Genomic DNA, 24,065 nt, shown 5'->3' with positions numbered 1-24,065 from the left:
ATCGCGGAAGGAGATGATTCAAGTGCTGAAGAAAAACAAACAACATCAAAAGGACCCAAATTCAGTATTTGAGGCATTGTCACGTTCCTCTGATTTTACAAACGAATTGTCACGAAGTGAAGGTTTTCTTTATCGAATCTCTTTTTTTCGTTCTTTAATTAATGGTCATCTACTCCATGAACAAATTTTGCCCTGCATGAAAGAGTTGCACCTCACCCCCACTCTTGAGGAGCTGAAAGAACGAATCCCCATTGAACAGTCTGTCATCACGACCGATCTTCAAAAAGTGGAAGAAGCCCTTCATCTGGGCAATATGGCCATTCGGCTCGAAACGGACTGGGGCAAAGCACTTCTGATACCGATTGAAGAAAAGAAAGGCAGACAAGTTGGGCCCCCCGAGATTGAATTTGGCATTATCAGTGCCCAGGAAGCATTTGTGGAGGTTTTGGATACCAATTTAAATTTGGTCAGGCGGCGGCTGCCGACGCCGAACCTGAAAGTGGCAGAAAAGACAGTTGGCACGCTATCTCAAACAAAAGTAGCGGTGTTATATATTGAAGAAATCGCCAACCCGCAAAACATCGAAACCGTTCTCCAGCGCATTGAGGACGTTGATTATGATCAGATTTTAGATGCGAATTACCTCGCTCAAATGCTTTATGATGTATCCAATACGATCTTTCCATTGTTTTTAAATACAGAAAGACCCGACCGCGTGTCGTCAGGTTTAACAGAAGGGAAAATTGCCATCTTAGTCGATGGATCGCCTCATGTCTTGCTTGCCCCGACTATTTTACTTGAGTATTTTTCCACAATGGAAGACTACAATATGTCGTGGATGGCGGCTTCTTGCTTTCGGCTGTTACGCATATTTGCAGTGATATTCTCCATTTTTGCGACACCTTTATATGTAGCCGTTTTAACCTTTCATTATGAGCTGATCCCAAAGGATTTATTAGAAACCATTGTGTCCTCGCGCTATCTTGTTCCATTTCCTCCGATTATTGAGGCCCTATTTTTAGAGATTTCGATTGAATTACTAAGAGAAGCAGGTTCGAGGCTCCCAGCTAAAGTCGGGCAGACGCTCGGGATTGTTGGCGGGATTGTCATTGGACAGGCTGCTGTGGCAGCAGGCTTAACAAGTAATATTTTACTCATTATTGTCGCCCTTTCTGCTCTTGCCTCATTTGTCACCCCTATTTACAAAATGGGCAGTGCCATTCGGCTGCTGAGATTTCCATTTCTATTTGCAGCACAGATTTGGGGTGCATTAGGCATTGCCGTGATGGGATCTTTCCTACTCACCCATTTAATGAAATTAACGTCTATTGGAAGGCCGTATCTAGAGCCTATTTTTCCGCTGCGTCTGACGGATTTAAAGGGTAGCTTGATTCGTCCTCAGCTCCGCTTTTTGAATAAAAGACCGGAAAATTTACGCCCGCAAAATGAAACGATTCACCGGCAAAAGCCTAAGCAAGGCCGTAAGGGGAAAAATGATTTTTATGAATAAGGAAGTGAAAGCATGAGTTCTTCTTCTGTGAAAGAAAAATTTCAAGTTTCCCCTTTTTTTGTGTTTTTTCTCATCAATGCCAATCAAGTAGGTGTCGGCATTTTAAACTTTCAAACAAACCTTGTTCGTTCTATGAATAATGATGGATGGATCGCCATTCTTATTTCTGGCATCAGCGTCAATGTGATGATCTTTCTGATGTACTTGATGTTTAGAAAGGCCCCTTCGGATGAATTTGGTGATATCACGCAATACGTATTTGGCAAATGGATTGGGCAATTATTCAACATACTCTATATCTTATATTTTGCTTCTTTGTCGTTGACCGTTCTCGTCCACTATATGGATGTGATCCATGTATGGCTGTTTAAAGAAATTCCTGGTCTATTGTTTGCGTCTGTACTGCTGCTGCTTGTGTATTACATTCATACCGGCGGCTTTAGAACCATTGCTGGATGGGCATTTTTTAGCATTGTACTGACGTATTGGATGACGTTTATTTGCTTTTATGTCATGAAATATAGTCACATTCGCTTCATGTTTCCGATGTTTGATCATACATTTTCGCAGCTGGTAATGGGCGTCAAAGATGCCTCCTTATCCATGTTTGGTTTTGGCACGCTGCTTGTCTATTATCCCTTTATTAAACAAGCACAGACGTCACAAAAATTTGCCCACATGGGGGCATTATTCACGACATGCTTAAATTTACTTGTCTTTCTCGTCTCCATTGCGTATTACTCTAGTGCTCAGCTCAAATTAACAAAATGGCCGACATTAACGTTAACAAGTATTGTGAAACTTCCCTTTATCCAGCGCTTTGAATTTATTGAAGTGTCCCTCTGGCTGCTTCTGATCATTCCAAATATCGCCATTCCATTATGGGCAGCGAGCCGAATGGCGAAACAAGTATTTCATACGAGTCAGCGCGTCACTTTAATCTGTCTCAGCATCCTCATTTTGGTCATGTTTTCGTTTTTTGCCGGGGCAACCTCTTTTGAAGCCTTTAATCAATGGGTGGAATATAGCGGATACATTCTTATATATGGATTGATTGTCTGTATGGTCATTGGGCTGATGCTGAAAAAAAGGTGGGTGAAAAAACGAGCATGAAACGTTATATACTCATGGGTCTCATGTTGTTTAGTCTTTTGTTAACTAGCTGTGCACAGCCTCGCCTTTTAGATGAATTAAATATCTCTCAGGCGGCAGGATTTGATTTAGTAGAAGATGGCGAAATGAAGGGCTTCTTCGTCTTCCCTGTCTTTAAAAGTGAAGAGCAAGGAAGTTATCAAATATTAAGTGCGAGGTCAAACACCATTAGTAATATTCAGTTTCTCGTGTCAGAAAAATCACCTTTTCCAGTGGTCATGGGCCAGGTGCTCGTTATTTTAATCAGTGAAAAATTAGCAAAAGAAGTCGGCATGATCGATTTAATGAATTACATTTATCGTGATCCTATCATTGGTTCACGCCAAGTGTTTGCGATTGTAGGCGGAGAAGTTGAAGAGTTATTATACACAAAAATGAATCAAACGAACTTGAATATTGGCGTGTATCTCTCTGATCTGTTAACCCAAAATATGCGAAATGGCAATGAACCTGTGACCAATCAGCATATTTTTATGAATCAGATGCTGGCAAAAGGGGTCGATGCTTACCTCCCTTACATCAAAAAAACAAGCAATGCCATCAAGGTCACAGGAGTCGCTCTGTTTGATCAAGAAAAAATGGTGGGTCATATCCCTGGAGAAGAAACGTTCACATTTAAAGCGATGATTGAAAATCATAAAAATGGCATCTACGAGTTTCAATTGGATGATCAAGCAAAGACCCATGTCGTCATTGAAAATATCAAATCACATGTGTCTTACCAGATCAAACCAACGAAAAACCTAACAAAAAAGCCTCATATCACGATTGATATCAAGCTGAAAGGTGAATTAAAAGAATTTATGAAGTCCAAAAAAATTGATAAACCTTCTATATTGGACCATGTTGAAAGAAAAGTTGAAAAACGTGTCGCTCAGCAAGGACAAGACCTTGTTCAGTCCTTTAAAAAGCAAAACATAGATCCGCTTGGGCTGGGTTTGAGGTATCGATCAAAAGACAAAGCAATGACACCAGAAAAATGGCAGGAAATCTATCCTGATGCGGATGTACAAATTAAATGCCATATGAAAATTGTTCAAACCGGTGTCAGTCAATAAATGAGTGAAAAATTATTCGAAAATGTCTTCTTTGTTATTCATTATTTTAGACACTTTCATTTTGACTCGTGGCACGCGATCTTTTTGAAGATAGTCATTTAAAGTGTTCTCTACTTCATTTTTATCTGTTCTAAGGATTTTAGGTGAACATTGTTCCACAAGGACTGGTCTATTCCCTTTAGCGCAGTTTGCCATTGTATCCAGTGCAATTAAGCTGAAAGGTCTTCCTTTGTCGAGCCATGTTTTCATTCTATCCCAGGTTGGACAGCTTACGGCTGCCAGCCTTCCCCAATGATCGTGAAATTGGGTACAGGCAGACTCCATCCAATCCATGATTTTGTAAGAACGGAAACGGTACAGGCAGATAAAAGCAGCTGTCGGCAATTCTTTTTCACTGATCGATTTCAATTTCTCTATCACATGTTGTAAACCCTCATCTTCTGGCAGGCTGCTGGCTGCTGCCCAGGAAAGTGGATAAAGAAATTCTTCGTCAGCCTGATCCAAAAGTTCCCTAACCCACCCAGCGGCAGATGTACCTAAAACATCAGCCGCGATTTCTATCATTCGTGATTTCACTTCGACATGCCGAGTTTCATCAAACCGACTTTGAACAGAGTCTAAGATCTTTTTCTCATCGTGCTGTTTCAGAGCATCGATGACATCACCCTCAAGAAACCACCTAGTGATTGAAAAGTCTAATAAAGACGCCAAATCTTGCCGAACGTCTTGTAATGTGGGTGCTTTATCTTCTTTGGTGACGATGACATCATCCTCTAATTGGAAAGCCTGTCCGTCCTCTCCATAAAAGTCATCGTGCAGTAAAAATTGTTTAGGAGAATGGAGAACGGCTAAGTTATACCATTCAATAGGTCGTAATGAATAGTTGAGTAGTCTCTTGTGACACGGATGACATAATTGATAAGGCTGTTTCGGCTCATCAGAATTCTCTACTACATTCATTGCGTTTTTTTGACAGGCTTCACATAAAGCGGCTTTTTCCACTCCATTCACTTCCTTTTATTGCATATGTATGATCTTTTATATTTGTCATCATTGAATCATGTGAAAAGAACAATGTTTTCTAATCTTCGTCCTTTACATCTGGATCTTCAGGAATCGGTTCATTTAAAATCTCTTGGACGAGCTCTTTGTATTGTTCAAGCTGCTTCATATGCGTTTGAAACTGTCCTTGATAAATCAGATAGGATTCGCCGTCAAATACATAGCGGATCTTTTTTTGCTGGATTAATTTCTCAATATACGCTTCAGCTACTTCTAAGTATTCAGCTGTTTCTGCGATTGTTAAATACATGTTTGTGCACCACCCGTTCGTTTCATCTAACAAATTATATCATGATCTGTTGAAAAAAACGGATGCAGCCTGTTCATATTTTCTTTACTGATTTGACCACTGACATCATGATAGTTCTTCACATAACAAGTGTTCAGCAAGTAGATCGTCTAGGTACAAGCAAATATGGTATGATAAAGTTTGCTAGACGAGAGTTTATCGTCACAGACTTGGTGGAAAAGCCAGGCATTCATGAGGCGTCTTTCGGTTTAGCCGTGGGAGGTAAGCGGAAAGCATACTCATGAGAAAAGCAAAACAAGCATAGGCTTTTATAAGGATGCTTGAAGAAAATTCGTATTTAAAGGCAGAGTGAAATGAATGGGAACCTTGTTCAATGAAATTTTAACCTGGCTGACAAGCCTTGGTTATGTAGGTGTAGCACTAGGTCTGATGATTGAAATCATTCCGAGCGAAATTGTTCTTGCTTATGGCGGATATATGGTGTCAACAGGAACAATCGGTTTTGTTGGAGCTGTTATCGCTGGCGTCATCGGAGGTACGCTCGCACAGTGTTTTATATACTGGATCGGTCTTTATGGCGGAAGACCTTTTTTAACAAAGTACGGAAAATACTTATTCATCCATGAACACCATATCGCAACTGCAGAGCGCTGGTTTGACCGATATGGAACCGGTGTGGTGTTTACAGCGCGCTTTATTCCTGTTGTCCGCCACGCCATCTCCATTCCAGCAGGTATTGCCAAAATGCCTTTTTTGAAATTTGTCCTCTTGACAGGATTAGCTGCCATCCCTTGGTCGATCTTATTTATCTATCTCGGTATGCAGCTTGGGACAAAGTGGGATCACATTCAAAGTGTTGCTCACGCTTATACAACCCCTATTATGGCCATTGCGATCGTCCTGATCGTTCTCTATTTCGTCCTCAAAAAAATTCGTACGAACCGAAAACGGACAATCTAATGAAAAACGCCTTCCACTGATCGGGTGAAAGGCGTTTTTTCTATGAATGTGATGATTGTTTTTCCATATATTGGGATAATTCCATAATCATTGCACCCATTCTCTCAAGTGACGGAGCTAGAATTCTGTCTATTCCCTCTTCTTTTAAAGCTTCAGCTGTGACTTTTCCGACGGCCACTGCCAGTACGTGCTGCTCGAATAGCTCTTGGAGTTCTTGTTTTCTACCCCATTTTGCCGCTAGTGTGAAAAAGGCGTGAACCTGAACAGCGGTTGTAAAACAGACGGCATGGACTTTATCATCTTTCATTTCTTGAAGCAATGTTTCTGCGGCCTCTGGTTCAGGAGGTGTGTGCTGATAAGGTAAAAGTGGCAAAACATCAGCCCCTTTGTCATGTAAAAACTGGATGAGAGCCGGAGCGTTTTCCCCGTGAAGCTGCACCATGACGCGTTTGCCATGAAACTCCTTGTCTTCAAGCTTTGAGATCATGTCACGAACCGTTCCATCTTCATCAGATACGTCTGGCTGAATTCCGCGTTTTTTGAGTGCTGCAAAGGTTTTATACCCTCTTGAAGCAATATGCGCATTTGATAGAATGTGCATAAATGCTTCCCCCAGATGAAGCTCTTCTGCACTCTCAATCAATGTGTCTGTCCCGATGCCTGTTGTGAAAATCACCCAATCCGCACCTTGCTTCACAAAGGTTTCAATGCCTGGCTTTAACTCCTCTTTGGCTAAAAATACAGTTCCTTGAAGAGAACGAATAACGGCTTGTCCCCCTTGCTTTTCGACAAGTGTACGCATTTCTTCTGTTTTTCTCGTTCCACAAATGGCAATCGTTTTTCCAGCTAAGCCTTTACTCATTTTATCCCTCTTTTTCTATCACATTTGATATGTATTAAATATAGATTTATTTGGAAGACGTTGCAAGTGTCTACTAAAAAAGAGCTTGACGTTTCGGTCTAATTCGAGTATCTTTTGTAAGTGCAAATTGTAGGAGGTCATTATGGAAAAACAGAATGTTCAAGCTATTCGATTATCAATTGCAGACCCAACACCACTTGGTTTGTTTGGTTTAGCAATGGTGACGCTCGTTGCGTCCTCACAAAAACTAGGAATTACAGATGGCAATTCCCTTATTTTACCTTGGGCTATCTTCCTTGGAGGCATCGCGCAGCTAATCGCGTCCATACAAGATTCAAAGCATCATAATATTTTTGGAGCCACTGCCTTTGGCGCATTCGGTCTTTTTTGGATGGGCGTTGGAACGACTTGGCTCATTCAAGCCGGCGTTTTTGGGAAAACGCTTGCGGGAGCAGCAGATCCAAAACAACTAGGTTTTGCGTTTATCGGTTATTTGATTTTCAGCTTGTTTATGACGATTGGTGCAATGGAAACACATAAAGTATTATTTTTGATTTTCGTCTTTATTGATTTCTTATTCCTTGGTCTTTCCCTTAGCTCGTTTGGTGTGATGTACGATGTGACTCATACCATTGCAGGTATCGCAGAATTGATCATTTCCCTGCTTTCGTTTTATGGTTCAGCAGCAGTTGTGCTCAATACTCATTTTGGCCGTACTGTGCTGCCAATTGGACAACCATTTCGTATTTTTACAAAAGCATAAATAAAAAAGAACTGCTTTGTGCAGTTCTTTTTTCATGTTTATTTTTCTTGTGCCTCTTGGAAGATCTCTCCGATGATTTCATACGAGCGCATTCTTTCTTGATGGTCAAACATATCCGAATTAATCATCACTTCGTCTGCTTGAGTGGCTTCAATAAAGGCTTCCAATTCTTTTTTCACCTTTTCTTTATCCCCGATCATTGTCGAACTTAATTGTTCATCCACCATCGCTTTTTCATACGGACTCCAAAGGCCGTCCATACTGTCAACAGGCGCTTTGAGTTTTCCTGGAGTATTTCGAATGAGACTCAAAAACCGCTGATAATGAGAGGTCGCCAAATATTCAGCTCGCTCTGTTTGATCTGCAGCAAAAACTGTCACACCCACCATGGCATAAGGCTCTTTTAACACATCAGAAGGTCTAAATGACTGTCTATACAACTCTAAAGCAGGAATTGTATTTTTAGGTGAAAAATGTGCCGCAAAGGCAAATGGCAATCCAAGCTCTCCTGCAAGTCTTGCGCTAAAACCGCTTGAACCAAGCAGCCAAATCGGAATGTCTAGACCCTCTCCCGGAACGGCTCTTACATGTTTTTTGACCTGTCCGGTTGGTTTAAAATATTGCCGAAGTTCTTCTAGCTGCTCAGGGAAATCTTCTCCGTTATGAAGGTTACGTCTGAGAGCTCTTGCCGTTAACTGATCTGTCCCTGGTGCTCTTCCAAGACCTAAATCAATTCTCCCCGGATATAATGTCTCAAGTGTCCCAAATTGTTCAGCAATGACAAGTGAAGAGTGGTTTGGCAGCATAATCCCGCCAGATCCTACTCGAATTTTTTCGGTTCCCCCAGCAATATATCCAATTAAAACGGACGTTGCAGAGCTCGCAACACCTTCCATATTATGGTGTTCTGCTAGCCAGTATCTATGATAACCCCACTTCTCCGCCTTTTTTGCTAAATCCATACTATGTTCAAAAGACTCCTTAATGGTGCCTCCTTCTGTCACAGAGGATAAATTTAAAACGGAATAAGCTGTGCGCTGTAAAACTGATTGACTCATAAATGATGTCCCCATTTCTGTCAAAAATCATACTAGTTATATACTTTCAACACCATAACATAAAATCATGAAACATTTAAATGATTTGATTCGATGATTTTCGAAATGATGAGTTTCTAGGTTTTACTTCAAATTTAAAAATTTGCACATAGAATGAAATATCAATTTTAGGAGATGGGCAATTTGTACAATCAATTCGATCACAAATGTCCCTTTTGCGGTAAATATCATGAGCAGCCTCATTACAAAAGATTACGTCTTGACCGTCCTCAAAGAAGAGACTGTCCATTTATCAATCAAGAACATTCAAAACAAAACAGGTCTCGAGGGAATCCCCCTGTGAAAAAGGAGAAAAACAATCAAAAACAATTCAAAGGGTTGGACGAAGAGGCCCAGCAGGTCCCGCTGGGCCAACCGGACCAACTGGACCTGCTGGCGGATTAACCGGCACCCTCCCTTTTAACCCCTCACAATCACAAGATTACGAGGCGGGTCAAGTTGTCACGTTTAATGGCAGTATTTATATAGCCAATGTAGATGCTCCATCAGGAATACCTGGGCTCTCCCCCGACTATACACTTTTGGCAGCTTCTGTGGAAACTGGTCCGACTGGCCCTACAGGGATAGAATTAAGTGGTGCTAAAGCATATGATCCTGCAATAGCATCAACATATTCAGTGGGTCAAGTGGTCACTTATGAAGGTGGTACGTATATTGTGGACTCTGCTCCACCTTTAGGTACGCCAGATACGTCACCGGATTATACGCTTTTGGCAGCACCTGTGCTACAGGTTCAACAGGTAGCACAGGTGCTGCTGGACCTACTGGCGAAACGGGAATCACCGGTGCTACTGGAACAGGTGGTTTTACGGATACAGCACTTTATGCTGCTAATAGTTCTGGCCCTACCATTGTTACTGTAGCCGGAGGAACGAATATTCCTTTGCCAAACTTTCAAAACATTACTGGTTTTACAGCAAACGGCACAAGTACTGTTTTTACCGTTCTGCAAACTGATAAATATTATATTACGTATCAAGTCAACACCACTGCAGCTCTTTTAATTAATACATGTTTGCTTTTAAATGGAGCAACCACTGTGCCTGGTTCTGTTCAATCACCTGTTATCTCTACTTCGTTTATCCATAATACTGTAATCGTTAATTTAACAGCTGGAAGCATCATTTCACTGCAGTTTTTTGGGGCTGTTGCCACAGCTGTTTTAGTTGGCGGGGGTGCTGCTGCAGGTGCTGCCTTGACCATTATACGGCTCAGCTAAACGAAAAAAGAAAGGCTTTTTCAGCCTTTCTTTTTTATGTCTTCTATTACATTTATACAATGTTCAATATCATGAGACTGTAAGAGGTGAAAAATAGATTGGATGATTGCAAACTCTAAATTCCACCATTCTAATAATTGAAGTTGTTCAATTATTTCCGATGAAAACCGATATTTCATGAACTGCTGCGGATTTCCTGCAGCAATTGCATATGGCGGCACATCTTTTGTGATGACACTATTTGCTCCGATCACTGCTCCGTTCCCTATACATACTCCTGACATAATCGTCGCGCCATATCCAATCCATACGTCGTGTCCTATCTGCACATCTCCTTTTGATTTGGGATGTCCTTTGATGTGGGCAGCTTCTTTGAAAATTTGATTAAACGGATACGTTGTGACCCAATCTGTCCGGTGTTCACCGCCAAGGAAAATTTTCACTTCGTTTGCGATGGAACAAAACTTCCCAATGTTTAGTGTCGCACCTTCCCCCCATGTCAGCACTTGGAAATCTGGTCCGGCATAAGAAAAATCACCGATATTGTGCGAGCTCAGTTCACTTCTTTGATTCAAAAACATAGAAGATCAGACCTCCTGAAAAGTGATAGATCTTCGTATGTATATGCTGCTTCACACTTTCACATTATGACTGAACAAGCGCTACAATTTGTTTTTTCTTCCATACGAGCTGATAGTAGCCGTATTGAAGGAGTAAGTTCACAAAGAAAGCCGCAGGATAGCCAATCCATATGCCCTTGATGCCAAGGGATGTGTAGTGCGATAGCACATAAGCGACTGGTACTTCTACAAGCCAAATGGAGCAAATACTAAAGATTGTTGGCCATAAAACTGTTCCACTTGCTCTCATCGTGGCTGCAACAATTTGGGCCGTTCCAAAAATAAGATAGCTCCATAATGTAATGACGACCAAGCTATAGGCAATGTCAATCGTCTTAGAATCTGTTAAAAAGATAGATAAAATCTGTGGTGCAAAGAGATAAACGATGATAATAATGAATCCGCCTATGGCAAAATTGAGCCCTAACCCGATTTTTATCACATCTTTCAAGCGGTTGATATTCCCTGCACCGATGAATTGTGCTGCAAAGATAGAGACTGCAATGCCAAGACTCACTGCCGGCATCTGCACATAGCTCACGACTTGATTGACAACACCATAGGCAGCTGTGGCCTGTGATCCATAATCGTTGACAAAAGAAATAACAGCAATTTCTGATAAAGAAATAAGGATCATATTAATGCTCGATGGAATGCTGAGCTTTAATAATGTTTTTAGTAGATCCCCTTTCATCAATAAATGCTTTCTCACTGATGCATCAATGCGAAGCGGGTGCTTTGTCTTATATAAGTAGATATGTAGAATAATAAACGTCACAATGGTTGAAATCACAGAAGCATATGCAGCGCCGTATAAACCAAATGCCGGCAGTCCCATCCAGCCAAATAATAAAATGGGCAGCGTCAAAATATTCGTTGCCGTACTAATCATTAAGAAATAAAAAGGCGTTTTTGAATCCCCAGTTCCTCGCAGGAAGGTCGTGTAAACAAAATAAAGAAATAAGATCGGCATTGAGATGAATAGAATTCTGGCATATGCCGCACTTTCCTCCACAATATTTGCAGGTGTTCCCATGAGATTTAGGATGTCTGTTGCAAATAAACCTCCAATGATCGCTAAAGAAAGTCCGATTAAAAAGGTGAATGAAAGCGTTGTGCCAATAATTTCTTTTAATCTTTTTTCATTTTTCGCGCCATACGCTTGTCCAATAAGGATGGAACTTCCCGATCCAATTCCAATGGAAAAAGAAACGAGTAAAAAGAAAAGCGGAAAGAATGCAGAAATAGCAGCTACTGCATCCTCTCCAATCCATCTACCGACAAGAACGATGGATACAAGCTGTCCGATTGATTGCAAAATATTGCTAAGCAAAAGCGGGACGAGAAAAATGGACATGGTTTTTACTAAAGATTGATTGTTATCTAACGTCATGATGGTACTCCTTCTCTATCTAAAGATTCTCAGCTAAAATGCTGACAATATGGTCTTCTATCTCTTTCCCTTTTTCGTCATCAACAAGATGATTTAATAAAATGGAAAAGGCGACCGTCTTTCCGCTCTTCGTGTCAATATATCCAGAAAGTGTGCTAACCGTTGTTAATGAACCTGTTTTTGCACGTACTTTTTCTAGTGTAGCTGGTTCTTTGAATCTGTTCCTTAACGTCCCTCCGACCATTCGTTCACTTGCCCCTGCTAACGGAAGCGCATGTTCATAGGTCTTAAACCATTTTTCCTTTTGAATGTTTGTCAAAAATAACGTGAACTGGTTGGCAGAAACAAGGTTAATAGGTGATATGCCCGACCCATCTCGCAGCACTGCATGCGAAGGATTGATGCCAAAAGCAGGAAGCCTTTCATTCATGACATCCAGTCCATCCTCAAAGCTCCCTTTGCTTTTCACTTGTTTTCCAAGTTCCTTTAGCAACATTTCTGCATGGGTATTGTTGCTGAGTTTCATCATGGGAACAAGCAGATCTGATAAAGGCATCGATGAATGGGTGGCAATTTTCTTGGCTTTTTTAGGAACTTGTTTTGTTTTAAGCGGTCCTTTTACTTGAATCCCTTCCGCCTTTAACGCTCGTTTCATTAAATCTAACGCATAAGTGGTTGGCTCCCATAACGCTACCCATTGTCTAGATGAACTCGCTTTAACCGGAATGGTTCCAGTCAACGTAATCTTGTTTGTGCCGTGAGAGCGCTTAAAAGAAATCTTCTTTTTTCCGCCTTCTGGCACGGTTTTTACTTGATTCATGACTTGAGGGACAGAAGTCTTCGGGATGATGTCATAGGTCGCTTTTTGCCCTGCTTTCTTTCCTGGTTTTACTTCGAGAATCACGGTTCCTGCATCATAATCTTGATTCGGTGAAGCTGTGAGAGCAGAGATTTGTGCACCGTAATATTGATCTTCATCACTCCAAGGCAAATCAATAGAATATCGCGTATCATCATACCAAGTGTCATCTGCCGCAAGCTGTCCGCGAATCGTATGTATTCCGGCCTTTTTCACTTGTTTGGCAAGTGCTGCAAAATCCTCCTCTAATAAAGTCGGATCCCCGGTACCGCGTAGATACAGGTTGCCATGTAACGTTTTCTTTTGAATAGAACCATCCATCCAGATATCTGTCAGGAATGTGTGTGTTTCTCCTAGTATATCAAGGGCGATGGCTGATGTGAGCAGTTTCATATTAGAAGCAGGAGTAAGACGAATATCGGCTTGATGTTCATAAAGAAGAGAGGAGTCAGAAGTATTGCGGACGCTGATGCCGGAGATCGCGCCTTCTAAATCAGGTGCTGTTCGTATGAATTCATCTAAAGTTGTCATCCACGGCAGTGAGTCGTCACGAGCTGTAAGTTGATCATCTTTTGCTGAAAAAGGGAGAAATAAAATCGACAGGATACATATTTGTAAAAACAAGAGCTGTGAAAAACGCTTCACGCAATCCCTCCTTTTTTATCGCAGCCAATTTTAGAAGAATATGTTCATTATACACAAAAGAACGTTTGTTCTCAAAGGTTTTTTAAACAGAAAAGTCAGCTTTCTTTGACGAAAACTGACAAGCCCTTTACCTCTTTTCTGGATTCCAGCCATCGGTTCCGCCAAGAACAGCTTGCACCGTGATTTGACTTGCTTCGTTTTTCGTTAAAATGTTGGACCATTTAACGCGATTTGCTACATTGCTTCCGGTCCCAGTCGATCCATATTCTTTATATCTTGCTGTTCTTTCGTTATCACGGTTATCCCAGTTATGCCATCCCTCTGCCTTAATATGTTTATCCATTTTTGTATAGAGGAATGTCACAGCGGAATGTGGCCTCCACGGACGTCCTAAATAAACCGATTGAGCAGCTGCCGTCCCCTTTTTCAACTTAGAATCGATGAATACATAGCCATACCTTTGTGCTTCTGTTGTGGATGCTGCAGTAATATACCCATTTCCAAGACTTTTTATTTCAGCTCTTTTAAACACAGCTGTGGCTGATCCAAAAATAAAATCGACCGTGCCCTCGATATAGCAGTTTTCATAATATTGCCGGCCTGAGCCTGTTGCATAAAGTGTATCTTGATACCCTAAGACCCGTATTTGTTTGAACGCAGCCCGGTCGCCAGACACATACAGCGCAACCGCCTAACCAGCATGTCTGCCAGCTGTATTTTGAAAGGTGATATTTTCTGCGTAAAAGTCGTTCGAACGAATCATAGTGCTGGAGCTATTTGTTGTGCTGCCAGTACTTGCATTTGTATCATCATACGTCAGAATCGTCTTGTGCTGGTTTTCGCCGATAAAGGACACGTGCGGTTTATTTTGCGGAAGCAGGATCTTTTCTTTATACACACCATTTTTAATATAGATCGTTACGCGCTGTTGATTGTTCGCTGGAATCGCATCAATGGCAGACTGAACGGTTCGAAACGTGCCATTTCCCTTATGATCGACCACAAGGACGCGGTTTGTTTGATTCTGATGTCCGGCTGCTTGAAGTGAAGCTGAGTCAAATAGTAATAAAGACAAAACGAATACAAGCCATACCTTTCCATACTTCATCGCACATCTCCTCCTCTTTGTGAACATTTTCAATCAAACATTCTTTTTGATCCTATTCATGACACACAAAAAAAACACCCACTTAATTTTGTTGTGGATGTTTTTTAGATTTTTCATATTTTATCGCATAAATCCCTTCATTTTCAATCCATTCACAAAATAGAACGTCTCGATGAGAAGAAATGTGCTGCTTTTTTAATTGCTCACTCAGCCATGTTTCGTCAAAGCCAGCTTCTTGTAGGTCATCTTTTAAAATTTCGCCATCAATAATAAATGTTCTAGGCAATTTGACTTCTTTTCCCTTCACGTTCACATCTTCTGCTGTGGCAGTTGCGTATTTCATTTTCGGAAGAACACTGACAGAGCCGTCTGTTTCCAAAATGGCATATTCTATTTCATGCAAGGCAAAATGACCTTTCGCGCGAATCAGTGTCTGCAGCTGATTGAGATCAAGCATATTTTTCTTCAAACGATTGTAGTGAATGTTCCCTTTATCAATGACAAGCGTAGGTCTTCCTTCTAAAAAGGCTCGAATACCTTTAAAGCGTTGTGAAAACCATTCAACTGTATAGATGAGAACGCCCCACACTGCAACAGCAAACAAAATGTGCTGAATCTTGACTTCTGGGTCAAAAATGGCGTTTCCGACCATTTCGCCTAAAATCAGTGCAGAAATAAAATCAAACGGCGTGATTTGTGCAAACTGTGTTTTCCCTAATAATTTTGTAATAAAAAATAAGGCGGAAAACCCGATAAATAGTTCAATCAAAATACTAAAAAACGGCACAGAAATTCCTTCCTTTCTTGCTGCATTTACATACAGCATATACATGAAAGGAAGGATCTAAACTATTTATGAGGGCAATAAAATAAAGACATCGTCCCCCTCGACCAATGTTTCATACGTTTTAACGCATCCGTGATCTGGTGCTTGAACGTTCCCTGACGAAAGATCAATCTTCCAATCATGCATTGGACAGAAGACATGGTCTCCACTTACCATTCCTTCAGCCAGAACACCGCCTTTATGAGGGCAGCGGTTTTCAATGGCTTTGAACTGCTTATTAGAGGTTTGAAAGACAGCTAATTCAAGAGTACCGGCTGCGACTGTTTTCCCTAGCTGCAGCGGAAAATCTGAAAGGGTGCCAATGTGAACTTTTACAACTGAAACTGTCATATGATCTCATCCCTTCAATTGATTTATACAGAAGCCGTCGCTTTTTGAAATAATTGTTTCGTGTCTTTTTGACTCTCGCGCAGCTCCTGCCAAGGCTCCTCATACGTTGACAGTGCGATGTCCATTCTTTGGATTAAGGCTTCTCGTTTCTCATCATCTAGGAGTACTGATTGAATATGATCTAATCCAAGTCGTTCAACCCAAGCAGAGGTTCTTTCTAGATAATTTGCCGTTTCTCTGTAATATTGAAGGTACGCAGCTGCCACTTGCTCTACTTCTTCTGCTGTACTGACCTTCATCAATAAATCTCCAGCCCGCAAGTGTGTGCCGCCATTTCCGCCGGCGTACAATTCAAACCCTCCATCAATTCCCACAATGCCAAGGTCTTTAATGCCAGATTCTGCACAGTTTCTAGGGCAAGCAGAGACAGCCATTTTGACTTTATGCGGTGTCGCAAGACCTTCGAATTTCTTTTCAAGTGCAATGCCAAGAGCCATCGAGTCCTGTGTGCCGAACCGGCAAAATTGTTCTCCAACACAAGTTTTGACCGTTCTTAAAGATTTTCCGTATGCATAACCAGATGGCATATCCAGGTCTGCCCATACTTTAGGTAAATCTTCTTTTTTGACACCTAGAAGGTCAATACGCTGGCCGCCAGTCATTTTCACAAGCGGTATTTCATATTTGTCGACGACATCAGCTATTTTTCTCAGGTCATTTGCATTTGTCACGCCACCGTACATCCGCGGAACAACCGAATAGGTGCCATCTTTTTGAATATTGGCATGCATGCGTTCATTCACAAATCGTGAGCTCTTTTCATCTTTGTACTCAAGAGGTTGAAGCATGCCTAAATAATAATTCAGGGCAGGTCGGCATTTTGAACAGCCTTCCTCTGTCTCCCAGTCAAGTACGTTCATCACTTCTTTGACATGCTGCAGGCCCTTCTCTTTGATTTCATGAATGACTTCATCTCGTGAACGAGTGGTGCAGGCGCAGATGGTTTCTTTTTGGGCTGTTCGATTCGCATCATCGCCCAACGTGTGCCAAAGAATCTCTTCGACAACGGGCTTGCAGCCTCCACATGATCGTGAGGCACTTGTACATTGCTTCACTTCCTGAATCGTTGTTAAGCCTTCTTTTTGAATGGCTTCCACAATCTGACCCTTTGAGACACCATTACAGCCGCAAACGATATGGTCATTTGCCATGCTTTCAATCGTGCTTTCTTGCGCCGGATCATTCGAGGTTAAGACAGATACCTTCTCCATATCCGACATATCTACCCCTTCTCTAATATACGAGAATAGACGAGGTCCATCGCTTGTTTCTCCAAACATGACGGCACCAACTAATCGGTTTTGCTGGAAGACTAGTTTTTGATAGATGCCTTTTTGTTCGTCAAAGATTTTGATCGCTTTTTTCTCATCGTTTTCTATAAAGTCACCAGCTGAAAACACGTCAACCCCCGATACTTTCAGTTGCGTTGACAGAACAGAGCCTTCATATGGCACAGGATTCATGTCACATACATGCCCAGCAAGCACATTCGCTTGATCGTATAAAGGAGCGACAAGCCCGTACGTTTGTCCTCTGTGTTCTACACATTCTCCGACGGCATAAATGCCTGGGACACTCGTTTCCATGAAATCATTGACAATAATACCTCGGTTCACTTCAAGGCCGCTTATCTCTGCAAGCATTTTACTTGGTTTAATTCCTACAGCCATGACGACTAGGTCTGTCTCAAGTGTCGTGCCATCTGAAAATGATAATCCTTCAACTCTTGTATCTCCTAAAATCTCAGTTGTCTGTTTTCCTAACAGGAAGTTCATGCCCTGTTCTTCTAATGCTTTTTGTAGAAGCTGACCTGCAATAGGGTCTAGCTGGCGTTCCATTAAATGAGAGCTGAGGTGAATGACATTCACTTCCATGCCTAAGTTGAGTAGGCCGCGTGCTGCTTCCAGTCCAAGTAGGCCGCCTCCAATGACTGCTGCTTTTTTGTACCTGCTAGAGGCATTGACCATTTCCTCTGTGTCTTGCAATGTACGAAAGGCCGTCACGCCTTTTTTATCACTCCCTGGAATCGGCAGGATAAACGGAAGTGACCCTGTTGCTAAAATCAATCGGTCATAATGCACGGTCCGTCCTTGATCACTGGTGACTGTTTGGTTATCTGTATCGATCTTCACAATGGTCTCATTTGTAAACAACTGAATATCATGCTCCTGATACCAATTCCAATCGTTTAGTGTAATATCTTCAACCTTCGTATCTCCTTGAAGCACCTTCGATAAAAGAATCCGGTTATAGTTAGGATGCGGTTCACTTCCAAATACCGTCATGTCGAATCGTTCGCTGTCTGTTTTTAAAATGTTTTCGAGGCTTCGAATGCCAGCCATACCGTTCCCCACTAATACGAGTTTTTCTTTCACGATAAAACACCCCTCATGTGATCATTTTTTAGAAAGTACCATCATCTAAACATAGATGGAAAATACATGTTATGATTTCTCACATATTTTTTAATTCACATAGGCTGACAGCTGTACAGGACAATATTTAAAGCCTGGCATTTTACTGTGCGGATCTAGTTGTTCACTAATTAATTGATTAATGGATTGATGTTTACTCCAGTGAAATGGAACAAACACGGTATCTTTTCGAATGGTGTCTGATATGCGGCATCTCATGATGACACTTCCTCTTTTTGACTGGATGGTCACAAGCTCCCCGTGCTGAAGTCCATACGTTTTTGCTGTGTCAGGATGAAGCTCTGCATAAGATTCAAACTGCCGGGCAACAAGAGAGGTACTTTTTCTTGTTTGAACGCCCGTTTGGTAGTGAGCCATCACTCTGCCCGTCGTTAAATAAAGAGGATATTCTTGACTGACTGGTTCCTTTGCCACATTTTTTCCGTGTGTGACGACGGCAAACTTTGCTAAACTGTCAGAATGTGAGAATGCATGTTCAAATAATCTTTCGGTTCCTGGGTCTTCTAGATGCGTACAAGGCCATAATATGCCTTGCTCCTTCCTCAGTCTTTCATAGGTCATGCCTGAGTAATCCGCTTTTGCGCCTTTCGTTGCGGCTCTTAATTCTTCAAAAATCTCTTCTGCGGATGAAAAGGAGAAATAGCCGCTTTTGCCTAATACAGCTGCTATATCACAAATGATTTGCCAATCGTGTTTTCTTTGATGCTTAAGTGGATAGGTTGCTTCTCTAAGCGTAACGCGCCCCTCTACATTTGTCACCGTACCTTCATCCTCTAAATATGACGAAGTAGGTAAAATTACATCTGCCAGCGCAGCTGTCTCAGACATAAATAAATCAACAGCTACAAAAAAGGACAATTTCTTGATGGCTTGTTGAATAAAGCGCGCGTGCGGGCCTGACTGAACGGGGTTAGAGCACATTAAAAAGAGCGCTTTTATCTCTCCTTCCTGCATTTTTTCAAACATCTCAAAAGCAGACACGCCTTTTCCAGGGAGTTCTTTTTCATCAATGTTCCATATGTCAGCTATTTCTTTTCTGTGAGCAGAATTTGTGATATCTCGATACCCTGGAAGCTGATCTGCTTTTTGTCCATGCTCTCTTGCCCCCTGGCCATTTCCTTGCCCGGTTATTGCGCCATAGCCGCACCCAACGCGGCCGATCTTCCCAGTAACAAGCAGAATATTCAGGAAATTTCGCACAGATGCTGTCCCGTCTATTTGCTGCTCAATGCCTCTTGCTGTGAAAATCATGCCTGTCTTTTCTTGTGCGAATTTCCTTGCTATTTTCTGCAGAACTTCAATCATCACACCGGTTTGCTCAGCAATGTTTGAGAGGGACATGCGCGAGACGTGCTCCTTTAATTTTTGGAACCCTGACGTTCGATGACGAATAAATGATTCATCTATTAAATGTTCATGAAGCATAATGTGCAAGATGCCGTTTGCCAGTGCAGCATCTGATCCTGGTTTCAGGCTGACATGTAAATCGGCTAATTGGGCTGTCGGTGTTTTGCGCGGATCGATGACGATGAGAAATGCACCGTTTTTTTTCGCCTCTTCGACGTACGGCATGAAGGTTGGCTGACATTCTGCTATATTCGTTCCAACCAATATCAATACCCGTGTATGCTTGATGTCACTGAGAGGAAACGTAAGACCCCGGTCAAGTCCGAATGTTTGATTCGCCGCAGTTGCTGCTGACGACATACAAAGTCTCCCGTTGTAATCGATGTATTTCGTTTTCAGCGCCACTCTCGCAAACTTTCCGAGTAAGTACGCCTCCTCATTTGTAATAGATGCGCTTCCGTACACACTGATGGCATCATGCCCGTGTGCCATCTGAAGGGATTCCATGTTTGTTTTGATTTCATTAAGTGCCTCCTGCCATGACGCTTTTACAAATTGCCCGTTTCTTTTGATGAGCGGGTGATTCAAACGTTCTTTGTGCAGTGCGTGCTGGTGTGCATGCTGTCCTTTTATACAAAGTCTCCCGTGCGTAGTTGGATTGTGTACGCCAATCGTTTGATATCTGGTTCGTCCTTCCACATGCTGCTCTACTAGCTGCATTTTGCACTGCATACTGCAAAATGGACATTGGGATGGATGCACTCGCTTTCGTTCTTCCTGCTCTGATATTTGCTGGGCATATCGTAAAAAAGACTGACTCATACCTTCACATCCTTTTGTCTGCTTTGGTCAAATTGTTCACAGAGCTCTTTTCTTCTTTCCTCATCAAGCAATTTTTCTCGAATAGAAATGAGTCCATAACGGAGAAGCCAATCGCCGATGGATTCTTGAAAGTATGCACTTTTTCTATAATCTTCAAGCAGCGCTTTTAAAAAAGGGATCAGCTCACTTGATTGAGGCAAAGTGTAAAAAAGCTGGCCGGCCTTCGGCTGACATACGTCACCTCCTATATAAATGTTCCATTCCCCCAGCTGTTTCTTCATGCAAATGTCATATATTAGAGATAGTTTACACGTGCAGGAAGAGCCGGCGACATGAATAGAGGTGACGGCTGGTAAAAGTGTGTCTTCTACTTGTCTTTCAAACTCCATTACTAGTGCTGTGACAGCTGGATCGTGACTACAATCACATGTAAGGACATGAGATAGTCTTCTTTTTTCTTTCGCCATGATGGGCCAATGTTTTTTGACGATCTGTGCCGCCTGTTTTGACACGCCGATGAGCCGTATTCGTTTATGCTCTGTCAGCTCTGCCTGATCAATCAGTTTTTGTTCTAACAAAGACGTCATGATTTTCAGGAAATCCAGTTCAAGACGCCCTCCGTATAGCTGAGGCAACATGTCTTCTTGATCAGCACCGCTGATTTTTTCAATCGGTGATTGGAATTGCTCGAGATAGTATGGAATGGCAGACCTGCAGTTGCTGCAGCCGTTCTCCGTTTTCCAATGAAAATGTCTTCTGATTTCCTCCACATTCAGCAGCAGTTGCTTTTTGATAAACGAAAAAATGGTCTGCTCATCAGCTTCTGTACATGAACAAAAAGAGGCCGGCTCATCTATTTGTTCATGTGATGATAACTGACAGCAGGCACGGACGAGCTCTTGACAGCCGCCGCAGCCGGTTGCTGCCCCTGTTTGTTTTTGAACCTCTTCTAAGCTTGTCAGCTGATGGACGGATATGGTGTTCAAAATCGTCCCTTTTGTAACGCTTTGACATTGGCAGACGAGATCGTCCATTTTTAATGAATCTAGAGGAGATGGCTGCTCCTCATGAAGAGCTTTCATGACGACACTTTTATCACGCCCCACTTTCACATCTTGCAAAAGCTGATCGGCTTTCTCCAGCTCTCCAACTAATAAAAAACCTGTTAGTGCCTCGCGTTCAAAGACGAATTTTTTATACACTTCTTGCTCTTCATCTAAATATGTCACCACTGACGTATACGGGGAATGGAGTTCAATACATCCCGCAGAATAGATAGGCATGTCAGGTACTTTTAATTTTGTTGAGTAAATGGGATGAGGTACAGATGTAATTTGCTCGCCTAATAGATGATTGGCAAGTGCATTTGCTTGTTCATAAATGGGCTGAACAAGGCCATGCACCATTCCTTTATGCTCTGCACATTCCCCAATGGCATAAATATCTTGGACATTTGTTTGCATCATGTCATTGACGACAATGGCTTTTCGCGTATGAATGCCGTGATTTTTTGCAAGCTGTATGTTTGGACGGATACCTGTTGTGAAAACAACAAGATCAGCATCCACGATGTCGCCATTTTTCAATAGAACGCCTTCTACCCTCTCGTCCCCTAAGCATGCAATGGTATGGGCATTTGTTTTCACCTGGATGCCCTTACGCGTTAATTGCTGCTGTAATAGACTAGCAGCCGTTTCATCTAATTGGCGCTGCATGAGCCACTCGGCATGATGAATGATGGTTGTCTCAAGTCCCGCAATCTGCAGGCCAGCCGCCACCTCTACACCAAGCACACCGCCTCCGACCACTGCTGCTCGTTGATAACGCATCGCATCCGCACAAATGGCCTCATAATCATCAATTGTACGAAAAGCATAAATCCCTTTTTTGGACACGCCCTGAATTGGAAGAAAATACGGCAATGATCCTGTTGCGATGACGAGCTTGTCATAGGAAATTTCCCGGCGCGCTTCTGTCATGATACACTTCTTGTTTGTATCGATATGGACGACTGTTTCCCCTTTGTACATGATGATGTCATGCGCGGTGTACCATTCTTTTTCCTTGAGTTCAATTTGAGATAATGAGTCGCTTTTTTGTAAAATCGATGAAAGTTTTATTCGATTGTAGGCAAGGCGCTTCTCTTTTCCAATAACTGTTATGGCATAGTGTTCTGGCTGTTTTTGAATCATCTGCTCGATACATTTCATACTCGCCATGCCGTTTCCGATAAACACGAGTTTGCGTTTTGCCATATGAAATCAACCTCTCTAAGCATCTTGCCCAACACATTGTATGGATAGATTATGGCACATGCCTGTAAAAAAGTGTGTAATCATGTCAATTTTTCTAACATGATACTTTTATTACTTGGGATAACTCGCTATCTTTAAGTCAGAAAATTCAAAATAGAGGAGGCGTTTTATGAAACTCTCAGAGTTAAAATCAAGTGGTCACCCTAAGACATTGCTAAGTTCCTTTTTATATTTCGATGTGAGCTTTATGATCTGGGTCTTATTAGGGGCACTGGGTGCTTTTATTGCGCAAGACTTTGCTTTATCGACTGCAGAGAAAGGCATGATTGTTGCCATTCCGATTTTATCTGGTTCTTTTTTTCGGATTGTACTTGGCTTATTCACTGATCGTATAGGACCTAAGAAGACAGCGGTAATTGGCATGCTTTTCACCACCATCCCGCTCATCTGGGGGTTCATCGCTGGTACAACCCTTTCCGAGCTCGTGCTGATTGGTATTTTGTTAGGAGTAGCAGGAGCAAGCTTTGCTGTTGCTTTGCCAATGGCAAGCCGGTGGTATCCTCCTCATTTACAAGGCGTGGCCATGGGGATTGCAGGTGCCGGTAACAGCGGAACACTGATCTCCACACTATTTGGTCCACGTCTTGCCGAGATTTATGGATGGCATGCAGTCATGGGGCTCGCCCTGATTCCGTTAAGTCTTGTCTTTTTGTTTTTTATTTTCACAGCAAAAGATGCACCAAATCAGCCCGCTCCAAAGCCGCTACGGTCGTATTTTTCAGTATTTCAGGTGAAATCGGCATGGTTTTTCTGCCTGCTTTATGCGATTACATTCGGAGGATTTGTCGGGCTTTCCAGTTTTCTCAGTATTTTCTTTGTGGATCAATATGGTATCTCGAAAATTCATGCAGGTGATTTTGTGACTCTTTGTGTGGCGGCGGGCAGCTTCTTTCGCCCCATCGGTGGTCTCATTGCGGATAAAATAGGTGGAATGAAAGTACTGCTTGGATTATTCGCAGTCATCGGCATCTGCTTAGGAGGGGTGAGCAGTCTTCCAGCTTTACCTTTGGTCATTACCCTTTTATTTACCGGGATGATGTGTCTTGGGATGGGGAATGGCGCAGTTTTTCAGCTGGTGCCTCAAGTATTTCATAAAGAAATTGGGATCGTGACCGGAATTGTTGGTGCTGCTGGGGGCATTGGCGGCTTCTTTTTACCTAATATTCTGGGCAGTTTAAAAGAAGTGACGGGCTCATATATGTTTGGCTTTTTGACCATTTCTCTTTTTGTTCTAGTTGTCTTTATTTGTTTAGTCATATCGCAGCTTAAACGCAAAAAAGTCATCATCAACCACACCATTTCTGAATCATAAAAAGCCATGACCACTCTT

At 42.1% G+C, this 24,065-nt stretch carries 20 protein-coding genes and 1 pseudogene; 8 read left to right on the top strand and 13 right to left on the bottom strand.

All coding sequences use genetic code 11. The annotated features are described in order from the left end of the window. Positions 1-22 precede the first annotated feature (22 nt). From C6Y03_RS00255 to C6Y03_RS00245, 3 genes are read left to right on the top strand one after another with little or no spacing between them, the layout of a single operon-like run. A complete protein-coding gene (locus C6Y03_RS00255) occupies positions 23-1,510 on the top strand; it encodes a spore germination protein (RefSeq protein ID WP_060596497.1) in 1,488 nt (495 codons plus the stop codon). Between the two features lie 12 nt (positions 1,511-1,522). Next, positions 1,523-2,623: a GerAB/ArcD/ProY family transporter gene (locus C6Y03_RS00250; protein WP_060596498.1), complete on the top strand. Its 1,101-nt coding sequence runs from the start codon at positions 1,523-1,525 to the stop codon at positions 2,621-2,623. Beyond that, a complete protein-coding gene (locus C6Y03_RS00245; RefSeq protein ID WP_066030803.1) occupies positions 2,620-3,720 on the top strand; it encodes a Ger(x)C family spore germination protein in 1,101 nt (366 codons plus the stop codon). Before C6Y03_RS00250 ends, C6Y03_RS00245 begins: the two co-directional genes overlap by 4 nt. Before the next feature lie 12 nt (positions 3,721-3,732). On the opposite strand, the gene C6Y03_RS00240 is transcribed toward C6Y03_RS00245, so the two are convergent. Together C6Y03_RS00240 and C6Y03_RS00235 are read right to left on the bottom strand one after the other, a co-directional pair. Continuing rightward, positions 3,733-4,722: a hypothetical protein gene (locus tag C6Y03_RS00240; RefSeq protein WP_223250437.1), complete on the bottom strand. Its 990-nt coding sequence runs from the start codon at positions 4,720-4,722 to the stop codon at positions 3,733-3,735. Between the two features lie 79 nt (positions 4,723-4,801). After that, positions 4,802-5,032 (bottom strand): excisionase family DNA-binding protein, encoded by a 231-nt coding sequence (locus C6Y03_RS00235; protein ID WP_034660863.1) that lies wholly within the window; start codon positions 5,030-5,032, stop codon positions 4,802-4,804. A 357-nt stretch (positions 5,033-5,389) separates the two neighbouring features. Here C6Y03_RS00235 and uptA point away from each other — a divergent pair, with 357 nt between their 5' ends. Then, complete coding sequence (gene uptA / locus C6Y03_RS00225; RefSeq protein WP_095285257.1) at positions 5,390-5,992, top strand: undecaprenyl phosphate transporter UptA; 603 nt, start codon at positions 5,390-5,392, stop codon at positions 5,990-5,992. A gap of 40 nt (positions 5,993-6,032) precedes the next feature. Here the strand turns inward: uptA and C6Y03_RS00220 are convergent, their stop codons facing one another. Next, the gene (locus tag C6Y03_RS00220) at positions 6,033-6,854 is read right to left on the bottom strand and encodes a uroporphyrinogen-III synthase (RefSeq protein WP_106038628.1); all 822 of its coding nucleotides are present in this window, start codon (positions 6,852-6,854) and stop codon (positions 6,033-6,035) included. A 142-nt stretch (positions 6,855-6,996) separates the two neighbouring features. On the opposite strand from C6Y03_RS00220, the gene C6Y03_RS00215 reads away from it, so the two are divergent. After that, a complete protein-coding gene (locus C6Y03_RS00215; RefSeq protein WP_106038627.1) occupies positions 6,997-7,617 on the top strand; it encodes an acetate uptake transporter in 621 nt (206 codons plus the stop codon). A 38-nt stretch (positions 7,618-7,655) separates the two neighbouring features. Here the strand turns inward: C6Y03_RS00215 and C6Y03_RS00210 are convergent, their stop codons facing one another. After that, complete coding sequence (locus tag C6Y03_RS00210; RefSeq protein ID WP_060596504.1) at positions 7,656-8,675, bottom strand: LLM class flavin-dependent oxidoreductase; 1,020 nt, start codon at positions 8,673-8,675, stop codon at positions 7,656-7,658. Between the two features lie 183 nt (positions 8,676-8,858). Here C6Y03_RS00210 and C6Y03_RS19250 point away from each other — a divergent pair, with 183 nt between their 5' ends. Both C6Y03_RS19250 and C6Y03_RS19245 read left to right on the top strand, forming a co-directional pair. Further along, positions 8,859-9,119 (top strand): hypothetical protein, encoded by a 261-nt coding sequence (locus tag C6Y03_RS19250; RefSeq protein ID WP_066030800.1) that lies wholly within the window; start codon positions 8,859-8,861, stop codon positions 9,117-9,119. A 499-nt stretch (positions 9,120-9,618) separates the two neighbouring features. Next, positions 9,619-9,954 (top strand): BclA C-terminal domain-containing protein, encoded by a 336-nt coding sequence (locus C6Y03_RS19245; protein ID WP_106071668.1) that lies wholly within the window; start codon positions 9,619-9,621, stop codon positions 9,952-9,954. Between the two features lie 20 nt (positions 9,955-9,974). Here the strand turns inward: C6Y03_RS19245 and C6Y03_RS00200 are convergent, their stop codons facing one another. The 9 genes and pseudogenes from C6Y03_RS00200 to C6Y03_RS00160 form a co-directional block, all read right to left on the bottom strand. Then, a complete protein-coding gene (locus C6Y03_RS00200) occupies positions 9,975-10,535 on the bottom strand; it encodes a CatB-related O-acetyltransferase (RefSeq protein WP_106038626.1) in 561 nt (186 codons plus the stop codon). 64 nt (positions 10,536-10,599) lie between these two features. Beyond that, positions 10,600-11,967, bottom strand: a complete 1,368-nt coding sequence (locus tag C6Y03_RS00195) for an MATE family efflux transporter (protein WP_060596512.1) — start codon at positions 11,965-11,967, stop codon at positions 10,600-10,602. Positions 11,968-11,986: 19 nt separating this feature from the next. Next, a complete protein-coding gene (gene dacB / locus C6Y03_RS00190) occupies positions 11,987-13,471 on the bottom strand; it encodes a D-alanyl-D-alanine carboxypeptidase/D-alanyl-D-alanine endopeptidase (RefSeq protein ID WP_106038625.1) in 1,485 nt (494 codons plus the stop codon). 127 nt (positions 13,472-13,598) lie between these two features. Beyond that, positions 13,599-14,579, bottom strand: a pseudogene (locus tag C6Y03_RS00185) (pectinesterase family protein). A gap of 82 nt (positions 14,580-14,661) precedes the next feature. Then, positions 14,662-15,405: a DUF421 domain-containing protein gene (locus C6Y03_RS00180; protein ID WP_170938391.1), complete on the bottom strand. Its 744-nt coding sequence runs from the start codon at positions 15,403-15,405 to the stop codon at positions 14,662-14,664. A 27-nt stretch (positions 15,406-15,432) separates the two neighbouring features. After that, positions 15,433-15,756, bottom strand: a complete 324-nt coding sequence (gene nirD / locus C6Y03_RS00175) for a nitrite reductase small subunit NirD (RefSeq protein ID WP_034660879.1) — start codon at positions 15,754-15,756, stop codon at positions 15,433-15,435. Positions 15,757-15,779: 23 nt separating this feature from the next. Continuing rightward, positions 15,780-18,194, bottom strand: a complete 2,415-nt coding sequence (gene nirB, locus C6Y03_RS00170; protein WP_223260716.1) for a nitrite reductase large subunit NirB — start codon at positions 18,192-18,194, stop codon at positions 15,780-15,782. Positions 18,195-18,281: 87 nt separating this feature from the next. Continuing rightward, the gene (gene nasC / locus C6Y03_RS00165) at positions 18,282-20,420 is read right to left on the bottom strand and encodes an assimilatory nitrate reductase catalytic subunit NasC (protein WP_106038623.1); all 2,139 of its coding nucleotides are present in this window, start codon (positions 20,418-20,420) and stop codon (positions 18,282-18,284) included. Further along, entirely contained in the window at positions 20,417-22,675 is a 2,259-nt protein-coding gene (locus C6Y03_RS00160; protein ID WP_106038622.1) for an FAD-dependent oxidoreductase, read from the bottom strand. Before C6Y03_RS00160 ends, nasC begins: the two co-directional genes overlap by 4 nt. A gap of 169 nt (positions 22,676-22,844) precedes the next feature. Between C6Y03_RS00160 and C6Y03_RS00155 the strand changes: the two genes are divergently transcribed. After that, complete coding sequence (locus C6Y03_RS00155) at positions 22,845-24,047, top strand: nitrate/nitrite transporter (RefSeq protein WP_106031113.1); 1,203 nt, start codon at positions 22,845-22,847, stop codon at positions 24,045-24,047. Positions 24,048-24,065: the final 18 nt, after the last annotated feature.

Origin of the sequence: Bacillus sp. LNXM65 (assembly GCF_002998575.1) — a bacterium.
Lineage (GTDB): Bacteria > Bacillota > Bacilli > Bacillales > Bacillaceae > Bacillus.
The sequence above is the reverse complement of the archived record's forward strand: the minus strand, read 5'-3'. Positions and strand labels throughout refer to the sequence as shown.

What these genes read in the sequence shown, in the direction of transcription:
- nasC (WP_106038623.1), bottom strand. Translation starts at nt 20,420, where the DNA reads ATGAGTCAGTCTTTTTTACGATATGCCCAGCAAATATCAGAGCAGGAA.
- nirD (WP_034660879.1), bottom strand. Translation starts at nt 15,756, where the DNA reads ATGACAGTTTCAGTTGTAAAAGTTCACATTGGCACCCTTTCAGATTTT.
- C6Y03_RS00245 (WP_066030803.1), top strand. Translation starts at nt 2,620, where the DNA reads ATGAAACGTTATATACTCATGGGTCTCATGTTGTTTAGTCTTTTGTTA.
- C6Y03_RS00210 (WP_060596504.1), bottom strand. Translation starts at nt 8,675, where the DNA reads ATGAGTCAATCAGTTTTACAGCGCACAGCTTATTCCGTTTTAAATTTA.
- C6Y03_RS00195 (WP_060596512.1), bottom strand. Translation starts at nt 11,967, where the DNA reads ATGACGTTAGATAACAATCAATCTTTAGTAAAAACCATGTCCATTTTT.
- C6Y03_RS00155 (WP_106031113.1), top strand. Translation starts at nt 22,845, where the DNA reads ATGAAACTCTCAGAGTTAAAATCAAGTGGTCACCCTAAGACATTGCTA.
- C6Y03_RS00220 (WP_106038628.1), bottom strand. Translation starts at nt 6,854, where the DNA reads ATGAGTAAAGGCTTAGCTGGAAAAACGATTGCCATTTGTGGAACGAGA.
- C6Y03_RS00250 (WP_060596498.1), top strand. Translation starts at nt 1,523, where the DNA reads ATGAGTTCTTCTTCTGTGAAAGAAAAATTTCAAGTTTCCCCTTTTTTT.
- C6Y03_RS00180 (WP_170938391.1), bottom strand. Translation starts at nt 15,405, where the DNA reads ATGCTGTATGTAAATGCAGCAAGAAAGGAAGGAATTTCTGTGCCGTTT.
- C6Y03_RS00200 (WP_106038626.1), bottom strand. Translation starts at nt 10,535, where the DNA reads ATGTTTTTGAATCAAAGAAGTGAACTGAGCTCGCACAATATCGGTGAT.
- uptA (WP_095285257.1), top strand. Translation starts at nt 5,390, where the DNA reads ATGGGAACCTTGTTCAATGAAATTTTAACCTGGCTGACAAGCCTTGGT.
- C6Y03_RS00160 (WP_106038622.1), bottom strand. Translation starts at nt 22,675, where the DNA reads ATGGCAAAACGCAAACTCGTGTTTATCGGAAACGGCATGGCGAGTATG.
- C6Y03_RS00215 (WP_106038627.1), top strand. Translation starts at nt 6,997, where the DNA reads ATGGAAAAACAGAATGTTCAAGCTATTCGATTATCAATTGCAGACCCA.
- C6Y03_RS00235 (WP_034660863.1), bottom strand. Translation starts at nt 5,032, where the DNA reads ATGTATTTAACAATCGCAGAAACAGCTGAATACTTAGAAGTAGCTGAA.